Raw genomic sequence first — 17,351 nt, 5'->3', positions numbered from 1 at the left:
TTCAGTTTCCTAAAAATCTCATTTCTAATTATTTTCCTGTAAATATTATCCTTTTATCCAATTCACAATTTCTGGATCTGTAGGCAATGTTCTTGGTTTTATAACTTTTACCAGTTCGCCTTTCTCGTTAATTAAATATTTCTGAAAATTCCACTCTACTTCAGAATCCTGAAGTCCATTTTTGGATTTTTGAGTAAGAAATTTATAAACTTCACACATATCATCCCCTTTTACAGAAACTTTGTCCATCATTGGAAAAGTTACACCATAATTTTGCTGGCAAAAAGCAGCTATTTCCTTATTTGTTCCTGGTTCCTGAGAAGCAAAATTATTTGCCGGAAAACCCACAATTACAAATCCTTTAGATCCATATTCTTTATACAAAGCTTCTAATTCTTTATACTGAGGCGTTAATCCACATTTTGAAGCTGTGTTTACAATCATGATTTTTTTCCTTTCAGAGAAGAAAAATCAAAAGTATCACCCGATAAATCCTGTACTTTAAATTGATAAATGGTTTGTTTTCCCATAATTTTTTCTGTGTTCGATTTTTTGATACTTGTCTGAGCCTGAACTTGTGCTGCCATTAAAAAGACTGCACTAAAAACTAAAAATACTATTTTATTCATCGCTTTATTTTTTTATAAAATTACTTAATTCCGACTAAAATTAAGAATATCAAAAGTTTATTTTTTAAAATAAAAGTTAAATAAAAAAGTGAAGCCTAACGTTAATCAGGCGTTAGGCTTCTACTCACAAACAAATCAAACCATGAAATTTAATTTATAAATACTCAATATTCTTAATTACGGAAGACTAAACAGTTCAGATCTGCTCGTAAAACTGAACTGTTCTGCTTCCGCCCCCAAAATTTATTGTTCAAAATTTTCTGTTATATAGTTGATGTTTCGGATGTTAAAAGTCATCATAATAAAGGCATTATAATCAGGGGATTTACATAAGTGGTATTTGGTAAATATCTAATTATTGACTCATGCCTTATTGTCATTATCATAATCTTTTCATTGGAAGCCCGAAAACATCAACTAGTCTAATTATTTTATTCGAATCTTAAATGTTCAAATCGAATATTTTTCTATTAAGCAATCTATTTTCTTATTTTAATTTATGTACATTCATTAGCTAACTGCTATTAAACTGATTTTAAATTTATGTTATAATAGCATTTACGTAAAAAGGTTCTTTTTGGTTTTAAAAAAGGAAACAAAAATGTACATTATTTTTAAAGCCCCTTATTCTACAAGGGTTATAAGCACTAAAAAAAATAAAAAATAACAGAAAAAATCAATTATCTTTATAATGAGCCAGTTAAAAAGTAAATTAAACTTTGTTAAAACTTTAAATCTAAATTTATGAGTCAGGAAGAATTATTAGCTTTAATCTACAAAAAAGACGAAAGAGCCTTCACCCACTTGTATGACATGTATTCGAAAAGCTTGTTTTCAGTCATCAATGTTTTAATAAAAAACCGCGAAGAAGCAGAAGATGTTTTACAGGAAGTTTTCGTAAAAATCTGGAAAAACATAGATTCTTATAATGAAGGAAAAGGACGTTTTTATACCTGGATCCTCAACATTGCACGAAATACTTCTATTGATAAATTAAGATCTAAAAATTTTAATAATAGCCAAAAAAACCTTTCCTCTGATAATTTCGTACATCTGTTAGACGACAGTAACAAACTCGTAAACAAAATTGATACAATTGGAATTCAGGAATTTGTAAAAAAATTAAAACCTAAATGTATTGAAATTATCGATTTGTTATTCTTTAAAGGATATACCCAGCAAGAAGCTTCAGAAGAATTGGCAATACCGCTGGGAACTGTCAAAACACAAAACAGGAACTGTATTAATGATTTACGTAATTATTTAAAAATATAATGGAAGCACAAGAATATATAGAATCAGGAATTCTGGAACTTTATGTTTATGGTTTATTGACTGAAACTGAAAACCTGGAAATAGCCGAAATGGCAAAAAATAATCCTGAAGTTGAGAACGAAATTATTTCAATAGAAAAAGCTATAGTTGCCTTATCATCGAGTTTTTCTCCTTTTCATTCGGTAGAAAATTTTGAAAAAATAAAAACCCGATTAGAACTGAAATATGGCAAAGTAGTCGAAATGAAACCTGCATCAAACCGAACTCAATATATTGGCTGGGCTGCAGCAGTATTATTATTGTTAGGTTTGGGTTATCAGACTTTAGAACTTACAAAAACAAAAGATGTTATTACAACTGTGGGTAACGAAAAAAACAAAATTGAAAGAGATTTTGCTTATTTAGACAAACAAAATAAAGAAATAGAAAAAAGTTTAACCATTGTAAGGGATATTAAAAACACTGGCGTAACATTAGGAGGTCAGGCCGTTTCTCCTACATCTTTTGCAAAAGTATACTGGAATAAAGATACCAAAACAACTTATATTGATGCTGCTGGTCTTCCAAAACCACCAAAAGGAAAAGTATATCAGGTTTGGGCACTTAAACTAAGTCCTACTCTAACTCCTACAAGTATTGGTTTATTAAGTGATTTTGACACCAATAATCAAAAAATATTTGCTGTAGATCAGACTGTTTACGCTGAAGCTTTTGGTATTACACTGGAACCTGAAGGAGGTAGTCCGTCTCCAACAATGGAACAGTTATATACTTTAGGAAAAGTTTAATTTTAGAAAAGAGCAGCTTTTAATTAATCCTCAAATTCAAATTTGGGGATTTTTTTATTTGTAAAATTTCTTTCTTTCGAAAATCAGATTTATCAAATTGTATTCTCTTTCAATTAATCAAATTTATTACTATAACTTTTTAAGAAACTTGAAGGTTTATTTTTCTTTAATTAACATTTTGATTAATTTTTACATCATTAAAATAAAAACAACTTTTAAATTAATTTAATCTCATAAATATTCACGTTTATCACTAATTAACTCAAAAATACAAGATATAATCATAATTATTTTATAAAAATATTTATAATAAGTTTTATTGAATTAAATTTGTGCAATCGATTACATTATCCACTTACGATGTTAAACCAAATTTAAAAACTAAATTTTTTTAAAATGAAAAAAGCATTACCCCTACTTTTTTTTCTACTTAGCTTTTCTACTATTTTTGCTCAGAATTATTACATGTCAGCGCCTGAAGGTTTTGGTGCGGCAGCAACTGGAGGCGGAACGCCAACTGCTGCTAATACTGTTACGGTTTCAACTTTATCACAATTGGACTTAGCTCTTAAATCAACTTCAACCTCTGTAATTTTAGTTTCTGGAACTATCGATTTTGATAAGGAATACAAATATACATTTAGCAATAAAACAATTTTAGGACTACCAGGTGCAAGATTTCGTAATCTGCAGATAGATCCAACTAGTTCTACAGTATCCAAAGCCGTTTCAGGAATGCTTTACATACAAAAAAATTCTAATAATATAATTATTAGAAATCTTATTTTCCAAGGTCCTGGCGCTTTTGATGTAGATGGAAACGATAACCTTACTAATGAAGGTACTAATGTTTGGGTAGATCATTGTGAGTTTCAGGATGGAATGGATGCTAATTTTGACATCAAAGGCAGTGCAGACAATATAACTGTTTCATGGTGTAAGTTTATTTACTTAAAAGCTGCAACATCAGGAGGTTCGGGAGGATCTGCTGATCATCGTTTTTCAGGTTTAGTTGGTTCAGCAATTACCGATGCTCCTGCTGATGGAAGATTCAGTGTTACCTTTAAAAACTGTTATTGGGCTGACGGCTGTAAAGAAAGAATGCCAAGAGCTCGAAATGCTGAATTACATATCCTAAATTGTTACTATAAAACTAGTGTTTCAAGTTCAAGAGCAATTGCTTTAGGTGCAGGAAATAATGGCACAACCTGTTATGTAGAGAATTGTAATTTCGAACAGGTGAATACAATTTCAAATCCTGTGAGTGAAGGTACAGATCCTACTAATGTTGGATTAAAATCCGTTAATTGTGTTAGAGGTCTACCCTCAGTAGCTGTTGATCCAACTTATGGAAAAACTGTTTCAAAACCATCTTATATCTACACTACACTTTCTACAGCTGATGTAGTGACGTATGTAACAAATACTAATTGCGGCGCAGGAGCCACATTACAAGTCACTGCTGATGGTACAATTTCTGCAAGTTGCCCTAATACATTAGGAATAAATGATAATGTTGCCAACTTAGATATTAAATATTATCCAACAGTAATTGATAATATTTTAAACATTGAATTTTCAAGTATTGAAAGCGGTAAAGCAATTATAGAGATTTATTCTCCTAATGGCTCAAAAGTTTATACTACTTCTAAAAATATTTCAGGCAATGAAAAATTAGAATTGAATATTGCAAATATTACCAGAGGTGTTTATATCTGTAAAGTACAAATTGAAAACAGAGTTAAAACTTTTAAACTTTTAAAAGGATAATTAATACGTATTATATAATTTAAAAACAGCGGTAGACATAAGTTTACCGCTGTTTTTTTATTCAAATTAAGAAATATTACTAAAAAGTCCCTTCTGACCCTCCTCCACTAAAATCACCACCGCCAAATTCCATTGGAGATTCAGATGGTTTAGCTTCTGGTTTCATTCCAAAAGATGAGGCGATTATTAAAGCTTCTGCGTGTAAAAATGCATTTGAATTTGAGATTCTGTCTGGTTTGAATGTTAGTCCGCTTTCTTTTGTTTTAAGTTTTCTTATAAAATAGAAAGCAACTGCAAACATCATTATTCCGCCAAGAGTCAATGCAACTTCAATAGGCAAAACCGAATGGTAAAACCGAAAACTGTAAAATGAAAAAGCTATTGCAAGAAAGCTAATCCAAAGCATAATTCTGTCTTTACTTTTTAATGAATAAACAACATATATAACCGGAACAATAAAAGTGAAAACCCAAAAGAAAAACGCAAATGGAATTTCGGGACTTATCTCATAATAACCTCTTGCCAAACTTGCCGACAATTCCCTAACTATTAAATAATTACCTGATAAATAAAACAGTATCAAACTGATGCTTTTTATTAAAAGAATTCCATTGTAATAATAAGAATTTCTTAAACTGTTAATTAATTTTCTGCATGAAAAATAAGTAGCAGCACCAAAAAACATCATGAAAAAAGGTAAAATTGCCTGGCCTGCTTCCAAATATTCAAATATTGAATATCCTAATGATAAGGTCAATGCCAAATAAAAAACCAGTGCTGATAATAAATGAATGTAACGTAAAAATAGTATAAATGAAATAATGGCTACAACAATTGAAACAGGAAGAACATTTTCCAACTTTGTAATAAATGAGACTGCACATCCGAAAGACAATATTGTCCCTAAAATAAAGGCATCATCTAATCCATGATTGTAATAATCTTTTTTAGCCAAAAATTCTGATCCGACAATACCAATTATACCAAATAAAAAAGGAAAAATTTCCCAATAATGATCTAATCCTGAAATTCCCAGAAGTGATACAGCACTGCATATTGAAGAATATAAGAACGATCCTAACAAAAAGAAACCGATTCTAACCAGAATATTTTTATGACTATTAAGTGTCGGAAGTTCTTTTTTTATAAAATCCAGTTGTTCTTTGCCAATAAAACCAGCATTTTTTAACGAATCTGCTTCTTCAATCAAAACAGAATTTTCTAACTTATTTTTATCCAATACTATCATTCTGCTGTTTCTTTGTTAAATTTTTTAATCAATTTTATAAACAAGACTATTGAGCCAATAAAATAGGCTGGAATAGCTAAAACAAACAGCATCCAAATATCCTGAAAATCTATATTCTCAAAAATTCTGAAGAGAAAAATATTGATTCCGATGTAAGCATAAATAATCATAAAAACATATAAGGAAATAGCCTTCTGCACATAACTTGTTTTATAAAAATAAAAACATGATCCAGCAAGAACGGCAGAAAAAAGGATCCATAAACCATTGTACTCATTGACCATATTACTAATTGAAGCAATGCTAATCATGTGTAATGCAAATGTTAGATAAATTAAATTAAAATGCATTTTAAGAGAAATTCCTGAACTGTAAATTGTCCATAAAATCAATAAACCGCCCAGAATTATGGCAGAATAACTTAGCTCCTGATGGGAATAAAAATCATTATGAAATAAATCCTGAGGCGTCACAGAAAAGCCTACATAAGCAGCCAAACCCGTAATGGCAATAGTCAACACGCTTTTGTTGTCAAAATAATACGCACAAATAAAACTTACAAGTGTTGGAACTAATGTCGCTAAGCCGTAATGTGTCCCGAAAGGTTTGTATTGAAATTGTAAATAGCCAATAAAGATACAGGTTAGAATGTTTGCCAAAAGAACCAAATATTCCAGAACTGGACTTTCGAATGTAGTTTCTGATTTTTGGAATCCCTTTGAATTTTTAAAACAGAAGTAAAAGCAAACAATCGTTACGATTAATAACAAAGATAAAATTGCAATGTGTCCAATTGTATCTATGTTTTCGTAAATTAAAATTCCGATTCCGGATGTAAAAAGCAAAACTGATAAATACAAAAACATTTTTAATTCAGCGTTAAGCGAAAAAATGCCCAAACTGCGATAACTTTTGATCTGAGTTAATTGTTCTTCGGTAATAAAATTTCTCTCAAATAGTTTTTGAGTACGCTCTTCTTCAAATTCTCTCATATTTTAAAATAGTTTAAACTGATTATCAAATTTATACTATTTAGGTTGAATTTTCTTAAATTAAAATAGATATGATCAAATAAAAAACCGATTTGCAAATGAATACAAATCGGTTTCCAAGTTTTAAAAATGAAAATTAATAAGCTGTTTTCATTTTATCTTTTATATTCTCTAAGCACAAATTATTAATACTTCCTTCATGGGTGTGTTTGGTCTCTTTTGGAGATTTATACGTTCCTGCTTCCAATTGTTCTGCAACGGCTTTATAGGCATCTCTAAAAGGCATTCCTGCAACCACCATTTCGTTTAAAGTATCAACTGTAAACAAATAATCATATTTTTTATCTTCCAAAATATGATCTTTCACCGTAATATCTTTAATAGAAAATATAGCAATATCCAGACAAGCTTTCAGGTTTTGAATCGCAGGAAACAAACCTTCTTTTAAAAGCTGTAGATCTCTGTGATACCCGCTTGGAAGATTATTCGTAATTAAAGTGATTTCGTAAGGAAGAGACTGAATCTTGTTGCATTTTCCTCTGATCAATTCAAATACATCTGGGTTTTTCTTATGAGGCATAATGCTCGAACCCGTTGTAAGATGGGCAGGCAGACTAATAAAATCAAAATTCTGGCTCATGTACAAACAAACGTCCATAGCAAATTTTGATAAAGTACCCGCAACACTTGTCATGGCAAAAGCAACTGTTTTTTCTGCTTTTCCACGGCTCATTTGTGCTGCAACGGCATTGTATTTTAAAGTTTCAAAGCCTAATTCCTGCGTGGTAAAACTCCTGTTGATCGGAAAAGAGCTTCCGTAACCTGCCGCAGATCCTAACGGATTCTGATCTACAATTTTTGATGCAGCGTTTAGCATTGTAATATCGTCAATCAGACTTTCTGCATAAGCCGAAAACCACATTCCGAATGACGATGGCATCGCGATTTGCAAATGCGTATAACCCGGCAATAACACATTTTGATGTTTTTCTGCTGATTCCATCAACAAATCAAAAAGGTTTTTTACCTGTTCTTTTATCGCTTTTAATTCGTCTTTTAAATACAAATGAACGTCTACTAAAACCTGATCGTTACGGGAACGTGCCGTGTGGATTTTCTTTCCGGCATCACCTAATTTCATCGTTAGTAAATATTCAATTTTGGAATGTACGTCTTCAAAACTGTCTTCGATTTCGAAATTTCCAACAACGACATCAGCAATGATTTCGTTTAATGCATCAACTAAAGAAGTAGTTTCTTCCTGAGTTAACAAGCCAATTTGCCCTAGCATTTTGGCGTGCGCAATTGAACCTAAAGCATCGTATTTTGCTAAAACTAAATCCAGTTCACGATCGTTTCCAACGGTGAATTGTTCGATTTTTTTATCTGTTGGTATTCCTTTTTCCCAAAGTTTCATAATCTTTTACGTTTCAGAAGAAACCTAACAGGTTTTAAAAACCTGTTAGGTTTGTCTTCAATATTATTATAATTTAAAGAAATCGGTTAGTATTTTGATATACAAATCGACTCCTTCTTCAATTTCATTTACAAATATAAATTCGTCTGCTGAATGCGATCGTAATGTTTCTCCCGGTCCTAATTTTAAAGACTGGCAGCTTAAAACTGACTGGTCTGAAAGTGTTGGAGAACCATACGTTGTTCTTCCTAAAGCGATTCCGGCCTGAACCAAACCATGGGCGATTGGAATAGACGAAGCATTTAAATGCATGGATCTTGGGGTAACTTCGGCATTTACATTGGCTGTAACTACTTCTAAAATTTCAGAATTAGTGTAACAGTCGTTTACACGAATATCAACCACCAAGTCACATTCTGAAGGTACTACATTATGCTGTTTTCCTGCGTTTATTTGAGTCACGGTCATTTTCACTGGACCTAAAACGTCTGAAATTTTGTCGAATTTATAGTTTTTAAACCATTCCATTACCGGAATTGATTTGTATAAGGCATTATCATCATTTTGATGTGCAGCGTGGCTTGCAGTTCCTTTTACTTTTACATCTAAAACTAAAAGACCTTTTTCTGCAACGGCTAATTGCATCAAAGTTGGCTCACCCACAATGGCGCAATCCAGCTCCGGCAAATGTTTTAAAACACTGTTTAAACCATTTTTACCACTGCTTTCTTCTTCTGCCGAAGCAACAATAACAATATTATGTGATAAATTTTGATTTTCATAAAAATGTACAAACGTCGCCAATAACGAAACCAGACAGCCTCCTGCATCATTACTTCCTAGACCGAAAAGCTTACCATCTTTTTCAATAGCTTTGAAAGGATCATTAGTGTATGCCTGATTTGGTCTTACAGTATCATGATGAGAGTTTAGTAAAAGCGTTGGTTTATTTTCGTCGAAATTTTTATTGAAAGCCCACACATTGTTATTTTCTCTTTTGAAAGGAATCTCGTTTTGAGTGAACCAATTTTCTATTAAAAGAGCTGTTTGATCCTCTTCACTCGAAAATGAAGGCGTTTCAATCAGATTTCTTAATAATTCAATTGCTTCCCGGGTAAGCGTTTCTATATTTTTCATTTTAATCTAGGTACTGAGATGCTAAAATTCTAAGACTGCAAAAGTCTTGGTTTATTTGAAACTTAGCAACTTTTTGTTTTATAAAGTAATAGTCGTATGCGGAATATCAGAATTTTGAAGCATTCTATGATGCCCGATTTTTATTTTCTGTACACCTCTTGATAAGCTGTTGAAACAATTATCCAGCTTAGGAATCATTCCGGAATGGATTACTTTTTCTTCTTTTAGTTTGTTGTATAAAACTTCGTTGATTTCTGTAATTACAGATGAATCGTCTTCTGAATCCATCAAAACACCTTGTTTTTCAAAACAGTAAGTCAGCGTAACATCAAAAACTTCAGATAATGCAATCGACAATTCACTTGCAATAGTATCAGCGTTTGTATTTAATAATTGTCCGTTTTTGTCGTGCGTAATCGCACAAAAAACGGGTATAATTCCCGCTTCTAATAAAGTTGCCAGCAATTTTGTATTGACTTGTTTTACATCGCCTACAAATCCGTAATCAATTGTTGGGTGATTTCTTTTTGTTGACTGGATTAAATTTCCATCAGCCCCAGAAAATCCGATTGCGTTGTTGTCTTTTGCCTGCAATTGCGCCACAATATGTTTGTTGATCTGACCTGCATAAATCATCACCACGACATCCAACATTGGAGCATCTGTAATTCGACGTCCATCAATCATATGCGGAACTAAACCAATACTCTGCGCCATTTTGGTAGCCGATTTTCCACCGCCGTGAACTAAAACTTTATGTCCTTCAATTTTAGAAAAATCAGTTAAAAATTGTTCTAATTCTGCTGGATTGTCAATGATGTTTCCACCTATTTTTATTACTGATACTTGATTCATAGCTTCTAAGTTGCTAAGGTTCTAAGATTCTAAGCTTTTTTTCTTGAGAAAGGCTCTTAGCAGCTTAGTAGCTTAGAACCTTAGTAACTTTAAAAAAGCTACAGCTTTTTTAAAATCTTCTGCAATACTAATTGCGCAGAATACGTTCTGTTGTTTGCCTGTTCGATTACGATTGAATTTTCACTGTCGATTACTTCATCGCTTACGATTACGTTACGACGAACCGGAAGACAGTGCATGAATTTTCCATTATTGGTTAAGGCCATTTTTTCGGCAGTAACCGTCCAGTTTGGATCACTGTTGGTTACTTTTCCGTAATCATTGAAATTGCTCCAGTTTTTCACGTAAACAAAATCGGCATTTTCAAAAGCTTTATTTTGATCGTATTCGATTTTAGAATCTTTTGTAATTTCCGGACTTAATTCATAACCTTCAGGATGTGTGATTACAAAATCCATATCTTTTTGCATCTGCATCATTTCTACGAAAGAATTCGCAACTGCCTGTGGCAAAGCTCTTGGATGTGGAGCCCACGAAAGAACAACTTTTGGTTTGTGTTTCGTTTTGAATTCTTCCATTGTAATTGCATCTGCCAAAGACTGCAATGGATGACGTACAGCACTTTCCATGTTTACAATTGGTACCGTAGCATGTTTCAAAAATCCTGAAATAACAGTTTCAGCATAATCTTTTTCTTTATCAACTAAACCTGCAAAAGCGCGGATTGCAATGATGTCACCATATTGCGAAACAACTTCTGCTGCTTCTTTAATATGTTCTGAAGCACCTGAATTCATTACAGCTCCGTCATCAAATTCCAAAGTCCAGCCTTCACTGCCAAAGTTCATCACCATTACATTCATTCCTAAATTCATGGCCGCTTTTTGTGTACTTAAGCGAGTTCTGAGACTAGAATTGAAAAACAGCATTATTAAAGTTTTATTCTTTCCGAGTTTCTTGTTCTTAAGCGGATTATTTTTTATTTTAATCGCTTGTTTTACCCACTTTGATAATGAGTCGATATCTTTTATTGAAATATAGTTCATTGTTTTTTAGTTTTTTGGAAGATTAAAAATCTTAATACATAATTCTACACTTTATACAATCCTTGTAAATGGAATTTCGTCTTTTAATGCCCTCAGAATAAAATTATCATTTAGTCCATTCACGATCCAGGTTTCTATATTAGCTGCTTTCGCAATTCCTGCTGCTTCAATTTTGGACTGCATTCCTCCTGTTCCGTGTGAGGATTTTGAATCTCCTATTTCTTTTTCTAAAAGTTTTAAATCGTTTACCAATTTAATAGTTTCGGGAATTTCATCCTGAATAGACACTTTTGTATAAATTCCGTTTGTATTGGTCGCAATTATCAGAATATCAACATTTAAAAGAACTGCCGTTAAAGCCGCTAATTTATCATTATCTCCAAACCGAATCTCATCTGTCGCAACAGTATCATTTTCATTGATAATCGGAATGTAATTGTTTTTAACCAATACATTGATCGTATTTACAATGTTCTTTTTGGTCTGCTCTTTTTCAAAATCAGAATAAGAAAGCAGACACTGAGAGGTATTTAATCCTAAATCCTTAAAATTCTCATTATAAATCCGCATTAAATGAGGTTGTCCGATAGATGCCAACGCCTGTTTCACAAAAACATCTTTATCCTGATTATCCAGCTTTACAAATTGCTTCGCCGCTGCAATTGCCCCTGAACTTACGATGATAAATTCATATTCGTCATTCAAAGCCGCAATCTGAACTCCAAGATCTTCAATCTTTCCCCGTGAAATATGATTGGTTTCTTTGGTTAAAGTATTACTCCCTATTTTTAATAAAATCCGTTTTTTAGCCATTTTTTCTAAAAGATGCTAAGGTTCTAAGACGCTGAGATTCTAATTTTTCAGAATTTTCAAATTATCTAATTGCCTCAATTTTCACATTATCTCACTTACCTAATCTGTCCTTCTCCGTAAACGTACCATTTATTGGTTACCAAATGCTGTAAACCAATTGGACCTCTTTGATGTAATTTATCGGTACTGATCGCTAATTCTCCGCCAAGGCCGAATTGCCCGCCGTCTGTAAAACGGGTTGAGGCATTTTGGTAAACCGCTGCTGCATCTATCGATTCCATAAACTGTTTGGCCACTTCATTATCTCTTGTAATAATCGCTGCAGAATGACCTCCGCAGTATTTATTAATCATATCAATAGCATGATCCAGAGAATCGATGGTTCCGATTACTATTTTATAATCTAAAAACTCCTCGTACCAAATATCTTCGTTTTGAAGTGTTTTGGTATTTTCGAAATTTGCTAAAGATTTATCTACAATAACTTCCACTTTTACTTCTATTAAAGCTTCAATCAGCATTGCTGTGAAGCCTTCAAAATTGGGTAGTTTAGAATCTATTAAAACTTTATCCAAAGCATTACAAGCCGATATTTTAGCTGTTTTAGCATTTAAAATTACTTTTAAAGCCAAATCTGTATCTGCTTTTTCATGAACGTAAACAAAATTATTTCCTCGTCCGCTTACAATAACTGGACAGGTGGCATGCGCTTTTACAAATTCAATTAATTTTTCTCCGCCTCTTGGAACTATTAAATCGACTTTTTGAGTTGGTTTTTCTAAGAAGGCCTGAGTTTCTGTTCTGTTATAATTCAGATATTCCACCCAGTCTTTCGAAACTCCGTTTTCTTCTAAAGCTTTGTGCCAAAGGCTTACGATTTTCAAATTTGATTTTAATGATTCTTTTCCTCCTTTTAATAAAATCTTATTTCCGGATTTAAAAGCAATTCCACCAGCTTCAATTGTGACATCTGGACGAGATTCATAAATAATTAAAATCGTTCCGAATGCCGCCGTTTTATTTATGACTTTTATTCCATTATCATGCGTAAAATGAAAACGCTCAACGCCAACAGGATCTTCCTGAGAAGCCAATTGGTTTAATGATAAAATCATTTCGTCGACTTTTTTATCATCTACTTTTAGGCGTTCTTCCATCGCTAAATCTGAGCCGTCGTAATCGGCAAGATCTTCCTGATTGGTCAAGATAATCTGACTCCGCTCCTGCTCGACCAGCTTTGCCATAGACCGCAAAACCAGATTGCGTTTTTCAATTGATAATGGATTCATAATTTTGTAGTTGGTTGGTTGTTTTTTGTTGTTTCTTTTTATCGAAACTTATTGATCCCTAACAAGTTTTGGAAACCTGTTAGGATAATTGTGTGTTTAGTTTTTAATTCTTCTAAACTTTCTTTTAAGGCTTTTACAAACGTATCAATATCAGTTTTTTTCACAGTTAATGGAGGTAAAATTCTCAATAGATTTTTATTGTTTGCGCTTCCTGTAAAAATGTGTTTTTCGATAATTAATTTCTTTCTTAACGCTGCTACATCAAAATCAAATTCTAATCCAAGCATTAATCCTTTTCCTTTTACTTGTTTGATGCCGTCAACTTCTTTGATTTTCTCTAAGAAATATGCATAAACTTCGTTTACATTCTTTTGTAAATCTAATTTTTCAATTACATCAAGAACTGCAATTCCTGCAGCACAAGATAAATGGCTTCCGCCGAAAGTAGTTCCTAATAATCCGAAACTTGCTTCAAATTTTGGAGAAATCAAAATCGCTCCAACCGGGAAACCATTCCCCATTCCTTTTGCAACTGAAATAATATCAGCATTAATTCCGTGATGTTGAAACGAGAAAAATTTTCCGCTTCTTCCGTATCCTGACTGTACTTCGTCTAAGATTAAAACCACATCGTGTTTTTTACATGCTTTTTCCAATGCCTGAAAAAATTCCGTTGTTCCTTGGTCTAAACCTCCAACTCCCTGAATTCCTTCAATAATTACAGAAGAAACATCTCCTTTTGCTAATTCCGCTTCAACTAATTCGATTTGGTTTAGAGGTAAAAAAGTAACTTCCTGCTGTGCATTAATTGGCGCAACAATCTTTTTATTATCTGTAACCGCAACAGCTGCAGAAGTTCTCCCGTGGAAAGAATTATGAAAAGCCACAACTCTTGATTTTCCGTTATGGAAAGAAGCTAATTTTAAAGCATTTTCGTTTGCTTCAGCTCCAGAACTGCATAAAAATAATTCGTAATCTTCTAAACCAGAAAGCTTTCCTAGTTTCTGAGCCAATTCAACCTGCAAAGGATTCTGAATCGCATTTGAATAAAATCCTAAGTGATCTAATTGGTTTTTCAATTTAGCCACATAATCCGGCTGTGTATGTCCGATGGAAATCACTCCATGTCCGCTGTATAAATCTAAATATTCTACTCCTTTGTCGTCAAAAATTGTGCAGTCTACTGCTTTTACTGGAGTAATGTCATATAATGGGTAAACGTTGAATAAGTTCATTTTGTTTTGTTTATTTTGTTTCAGGTTTAATGTTTCAGGTTATCCGCAGAACGTGCAACTTGAAACTTTAAACTGAAAACTAGTTTATCTTTCTTTATATTTTTCAGGTTACGTAGAGAACTTAAAACCTGAAACTAAAAACTTGAAACTAAAAAATTAAAATCCGCTTGGTTTCAAATGTAAACCTGTGGTTTCTTCCAATCCGAACATTAAATTCATGTTTTGGATTGCTTGTCCTGAAGCACCTTTGGTTAAGTTATCTATAATTGATGTTATGAGAACCCGGTTTCCTTTTTTCAATAAACTAATGATACATTTGTTCGTTTGAACCACTTGTTTCATGTTGATGTTAGTAGTTGTAACGGTTACGAAAGGCTCATTTTTATAAAACTCTTCATATTTTTCAACTATTTGCTCCAAACTATCATCGCATAACGTGTATAAGGTTGCGAAAATTCCTCTTGGAAAATCTCCTCTATTCGGAATAAAAAGCAATTCACTGTCAAAATCATCCTGCAACTGAACCAAACTTTCTGAAATTTCACCTAAATGCTGGTGTTCAAAAGCTTTGTAATGCGAAAAATTGTTGTTTCTCCAACTGAAATGAGAAGTTTCTGAAAGACTTACTCCTGCTCCTGTACTTCCTGTTGTTGCATTAATATGAACATCATTATTCAGCAACTTGTGCTCTGCTAAAGGCAATAACGCCAACTGAATAGCAGTTGCAAAACAACCTGGATTGGCGATGTAATTTGCTTTTTTAATTTCAGATTTATTGATTTCTGGCAATCCGTAAATGAAATCTTTTCCTTCGAAATGAGCGTCTTTATTCAATCTGAAATCATTTCCTAAATCAATGATTTTAGTATGACTCGCAAATTGATTTTCTTTCAAAAATGAAATTGATTTTCCGTGACCTAAACACAAGAAAACAACATTCACATTCGGGTTTATTTCGGCTGTAAAATTCATTTCAATATCGCCCATCAAATCGTGGTGCGCTACAGAAAGTGGTTTCCCGGCGTTTGTTGTACTGTAAACAAAATCTAATTTGGCATTTGGGTGATACATCAGGATTCTAATTAATTCTCCTGCTGTATAACCTGAACCACCTATTATTCCGATATTGATCATAATTTTATTTTTTAAGATTCTATAAAGAAATCTTTTGTTTTTATTATTCTGCAACAATAAATTTAGCAGATACAAACTTTACATAAAATGCCTTTATCTGTTCAGGACTCAGTAAATTTGTCTCATGAGGAGAAACAACATCATATACTTCTGTATAACTAGAGTTAGCACCAATATGAATATAGGAGTCTTCATCAATAATTTTTTTTATAGGTGTCAATACTACTCCGTTATAATCCAATGTTATAGAAGCTGTCCCTTTAATCGCTAGCTTGTTTGGGTTGGTGAATTTTATATTATATCTTAAACGAGAAGAGCCATTACCTGTGTCAGCAGTAAATTCAAACAAAACAACTTCGCAAGTAATTTCTTTTAAAGTCTCATTATCAGATGATTTTACGTCATCACTTTCACAAGCTAAAAACAATAAAAGAATTGGAAATAAAAAAAATACTTTTGCTTTCATAAATTAAGTATATATATCTAAAAATACCAAACAACTAACTATTCAAATTTTTCATTATTTACAGATGAAAATATATTTTGAGCATTTCCTAAAATCTTAATAAATCCTTTTGCATCGTCTGATGTCCAGGCATTGTTCATTTCTCCATATTGACCGAAACCTGTATTCATCAAATCATTTTTAGATTCGATTCCGTCAAGCGAAAAATGATATGGTTTTAATGAAACAGTTACTGTTCCGTTTACTGTTTTTTGAGTGTCTTGCAGGAAAGTCTCAATGTTTCTCATAACAGGATCTAAAAACTGACCTTCGTGAAACAACATCCCGTACCAGTTTCCTAATTGCTCTTTCCAATATTGCTGCCATTTTCCTAGAGTATGTTTCTCTAATAAATGGTGCGCTTTGATGATAATTAATGGAGCAGCAGCTTCAAAACCAACTCTTCCTTTAATTCCGATAATCGTATCTCCAACGTGAATATCTCTACCAATTGCATAAGCATTTGCTAGTTTTTCAAGTTTTACAATATTTTTTTCAGGAACATCTTTTTTACCATTCAATGCAACTAATTCTCCTTGTTCAAAATGAAGTGTTACTTTTTCTTCACCTTCTTTTTGCAATTGTGAAGGATAAGCTTCACTTGGTAATGGCTGTCCTGAAGTTAAAGTTTCTTTACCTCCAACACTGGTTCCCCAAAGACCTTTATTGATAGAATATTGTGCTTTTTCCCAAGAATAACTTACACCGTTTTTTTGAAGGTACTCTACTTCTTCTTGTCTAGACAATTTTAAATCTCTAATTGGTGTAATGATTTCGATTTCTGGAGCGATAGTCTGAAAAATCAAATCAAAACGGATTTGATCGTTTCCTGCACCTGTGCTTCCATGTGCGATGGCACTTGCTCCTACCTTTTTAGCATATTTAATTGCTTCAATAGCTTGGAAAACACGCTCTGCACTTACTGATAACGGATATGTATTGTTTTTTAATACGTTTCCGAAAATCAAATATTTTATAGCTTTATCATAATATTTGTCTACGATTGTAAGGTTTGCGTGTTGTGCACTTCCTAATTCGTAAGCTCTTTTTTCAATTGCTGATAATTCTTCTGCGTCGAATCCTCCTGTGTCAACAAGAACAGTGTGAACTTCGTATCCTTTTTCATTTTTTAAATATTTCAAACAATACGAGGTATCTAATCCTCCGCTATAAGCTAATACTACTTTTTTCATTTTTTATAATTTAGGCTAATACTT

Annotated in this window: 15 protein-coding genes and 1 pseudogene; 3 read left to right on the top strand and 13 right to left on the bottom strand. The window is 32.7% G+C overall.

Features of this window, described 5'->3' with window-relative positions:
• Positions 1-45: 45 nt before the first annotated feature.
• Positions 46-629: pseudogene (locus tag P5P89_RS19040) on the bottom strand (glutathione peroxidase).
• Positions 630-1,373: 744 nt separating this feature from the next.
• On the opposite strand from P5P89_RS19040, the gene P5P89_RS19035 reads away from it, so the two are divergent.
• The 3 genes from P5P89_RS19035 (at position 1,374) to P5P89_RS19025 (ending at position 4,462) form a co-directional block, all read left to right on the top strand.
• Positions 1,374-1,904 (top strand): RNA polymerase sigma factor, encoded by a 531-nt coding sequence (locus P5P89_RS19035; RefSeq protein WP_278009729.1) that lies wholly within the window; start codon positions 1,374-1,376, stop codon positions 1,902-1,904.
• Positions 1,904-2,692, top strand: coding sequence for an anti-sigma factor (locus P5P89_RS19030; protein WP_278009728.1), 789 nt, complete (start codon positions 1,904-1,906; stop codon positions 2,690-2,692). Before P5P89_RS19035 ends, P5P89_RS19030 begins: the two co-directional genes overlap by 1 nt.
• Positions 2,693-3,088: 396 nt before the next feature.
• A complete protein-coding gene (locus P5P89_RS19025; protein WP_278009727.1) occupies positions 3,089-4,462 on the top strand; it encodes a pectate lyase family protein in 1,374 nt (457 codons plus the stop codon).
• Between the two features lie 79 nt (positions 4,463-4,541).
• Here the strand turns inward: P5P89_RS19025 and P5P89_RS19020 are convergent, their stop codons facing one another.
• The 12 genes from P5P89_RS19020 to P5P89_RS18965 form a co-directional block, all read right to left on the bottom strand.
• A complete protein-coding gene (locus tag P5P89_RS19020) occupies positions 4,542-5,711 on the bottom strand; it encodes a hypothetical protein (RefSeq protein ID WP_278009726.1) in 1,170 nt (389 codons plus the stop codon).
• Positions 5,708-6,703, bottom strand: a complete 996-nt coding sequence (locus tag P5P89_RS19015; RefSeq protein WP_278009725.1) for a DUF2157 domain-containing protein — start codon at positions 6,701-6,703, stop codon at positions 5,708-5,710. Before P5P89_RS19015 ends, P5P89_RS19020 begins: the two co-directional genes overlap by 4 nt.
• A 136-nt stretch (positions 6,704-6,839) precedes the next feature.
• On the bottom strand, positions 6,840-8,120 hold the full coding sequence (gene argH, locus P5P89_RS19010; RefSeq protein ID WP_278009724.1) for an argininosuccinate lyase: 1,281 nt from the start codon (positions 8,118-8,120) through the stop codon (positions 6,840-6,842).
• Between the two features lie 66 nt (positions 8,121-8,186).
• Positions 8,187-9,257 carry a M20 family metallo-hydrolase gene (locus P5P89_RS19005; RefSeq protein WP_278009723.1) on the bottom strand — a complete coding sequence of 357 codons (1,071 nt, stop codon included), beginning with the start codon at positions 9,255-9,257 and terminating at the stop codon, positions 8,187-8,189.
• 78 nt (positions 9,258-9,335) lie between these two features.
• Positions 9,336-10,112 carry an acetylglutamate kinase gene (gene argB / locus P5P89_RS19000; protein WP_278009722.1) on the bottom strand — a complete coding sequence of 259 codons (777 nt, stop codon included), beginning with the start codon at positions 10,110-10,112 and terminating at the stop codon, positions 9,336-9,338.
• Positions 10,113-10,210: 98 nt separating this feature from the next.
• Positions 10,211-11,158, bottom strand: a complete 948-nt coding sequence (locus P5P89_RS18995) for an N-acetylornithine carbamoyltransferase (protein ID WP_278009721.1) — start codon at positions 11,156-11,158, stop codon at positions 10,211-10,213.
• A gap of 51 nt (positions 11,159-11,209) precedes the next feature.
• Positions 11,210-11,971 (bottom strand): glutamate 5-kinase, encoded by a 762-nt coding sequence (gene proB / locus P5P89_RS18990; RefSeq protein WP_278009720.1) that lies wholly within the window; start codon positions 11,969-11,971, stop codon positions 11,210-11,212.
• A gap of 95 nt (positions 11,972-12,066) precedes the next feature.
• Entirely contained in the window at positions 12,067-13,260 is a 1,194-nt protein-coding gene (locus P5P89_RS18985) for a glutamate-5-semialdehyde dehydrogenase (RefSeq protein WP_278009719.1), read from the bottom strand.
• Positions 13,261-13,298: 38 nt separating this feature from the next.
• A complete protein-coding gene (locus P5P89_RS18980) occupies positions 13,299-14,495 on the bottom strand; it encodes an aspartate aminotransferase family protein (RefSeq protein ID WP_278009718.1) in 1,197 nt (398 codons plus the stop codon).
• A gap of 156 nt (positions 14,496-14,651) precedes the next feature.
• The gene (gene argC / locus P5P89_RS18975; protein ID WP_278009717.1) at positions 14,652-15,629 is read right to left on the bottom strand and encodes an N-acetyl-gamma-glutamyl-phosphate reductase; all 978 of its coding nucleotides are present in this window, start codon (positions 15,627-15,629) and stop codon (positions 14,652-14,654) included.
• Positions 15,630-15,672: 43 nt separating this feature from the next.
• On the bottom strand, positions 15,673-16,095 hold the full coding sequence (locus P5P89_RS18970; protein ID WP_278009716.1) for a hypothetical protein: 423 nt from the start codon (positions 16,093-16,095) through the stop codon (positions 15,673-15,675).
• 38 nt (positions 16,096-16,133) lie between these two features.
• Entirely contained in the window at positions 16,134-17,327 is a 1,194-nt protein-coding gene (locus tag P5P89_RS18965) for an argininosuccinate synthase (RefSeq protein ID WP_223678069.1), read from the bottom strand.
• Positions 17,328-17,351 lie beyond the last annotated feature (24 nt).

This window comes from Flavobacterium gyeonganense, from assembly GCF_029625295.1.
In the GTDB taxonomy this organism is placed as follows: domain Bacteria; phylum Bacteroidota; class Bacteroidia; order Flavobacteriales; family Flavobacteriaceae; genus Flavobacterium; species Flavobacterium gyeonganense.
The sequence above is the reverse complement of the archived record's forward strand: the minus strand, read 5'-3'. Positions and strand labels throughout refer to the sequence as shown.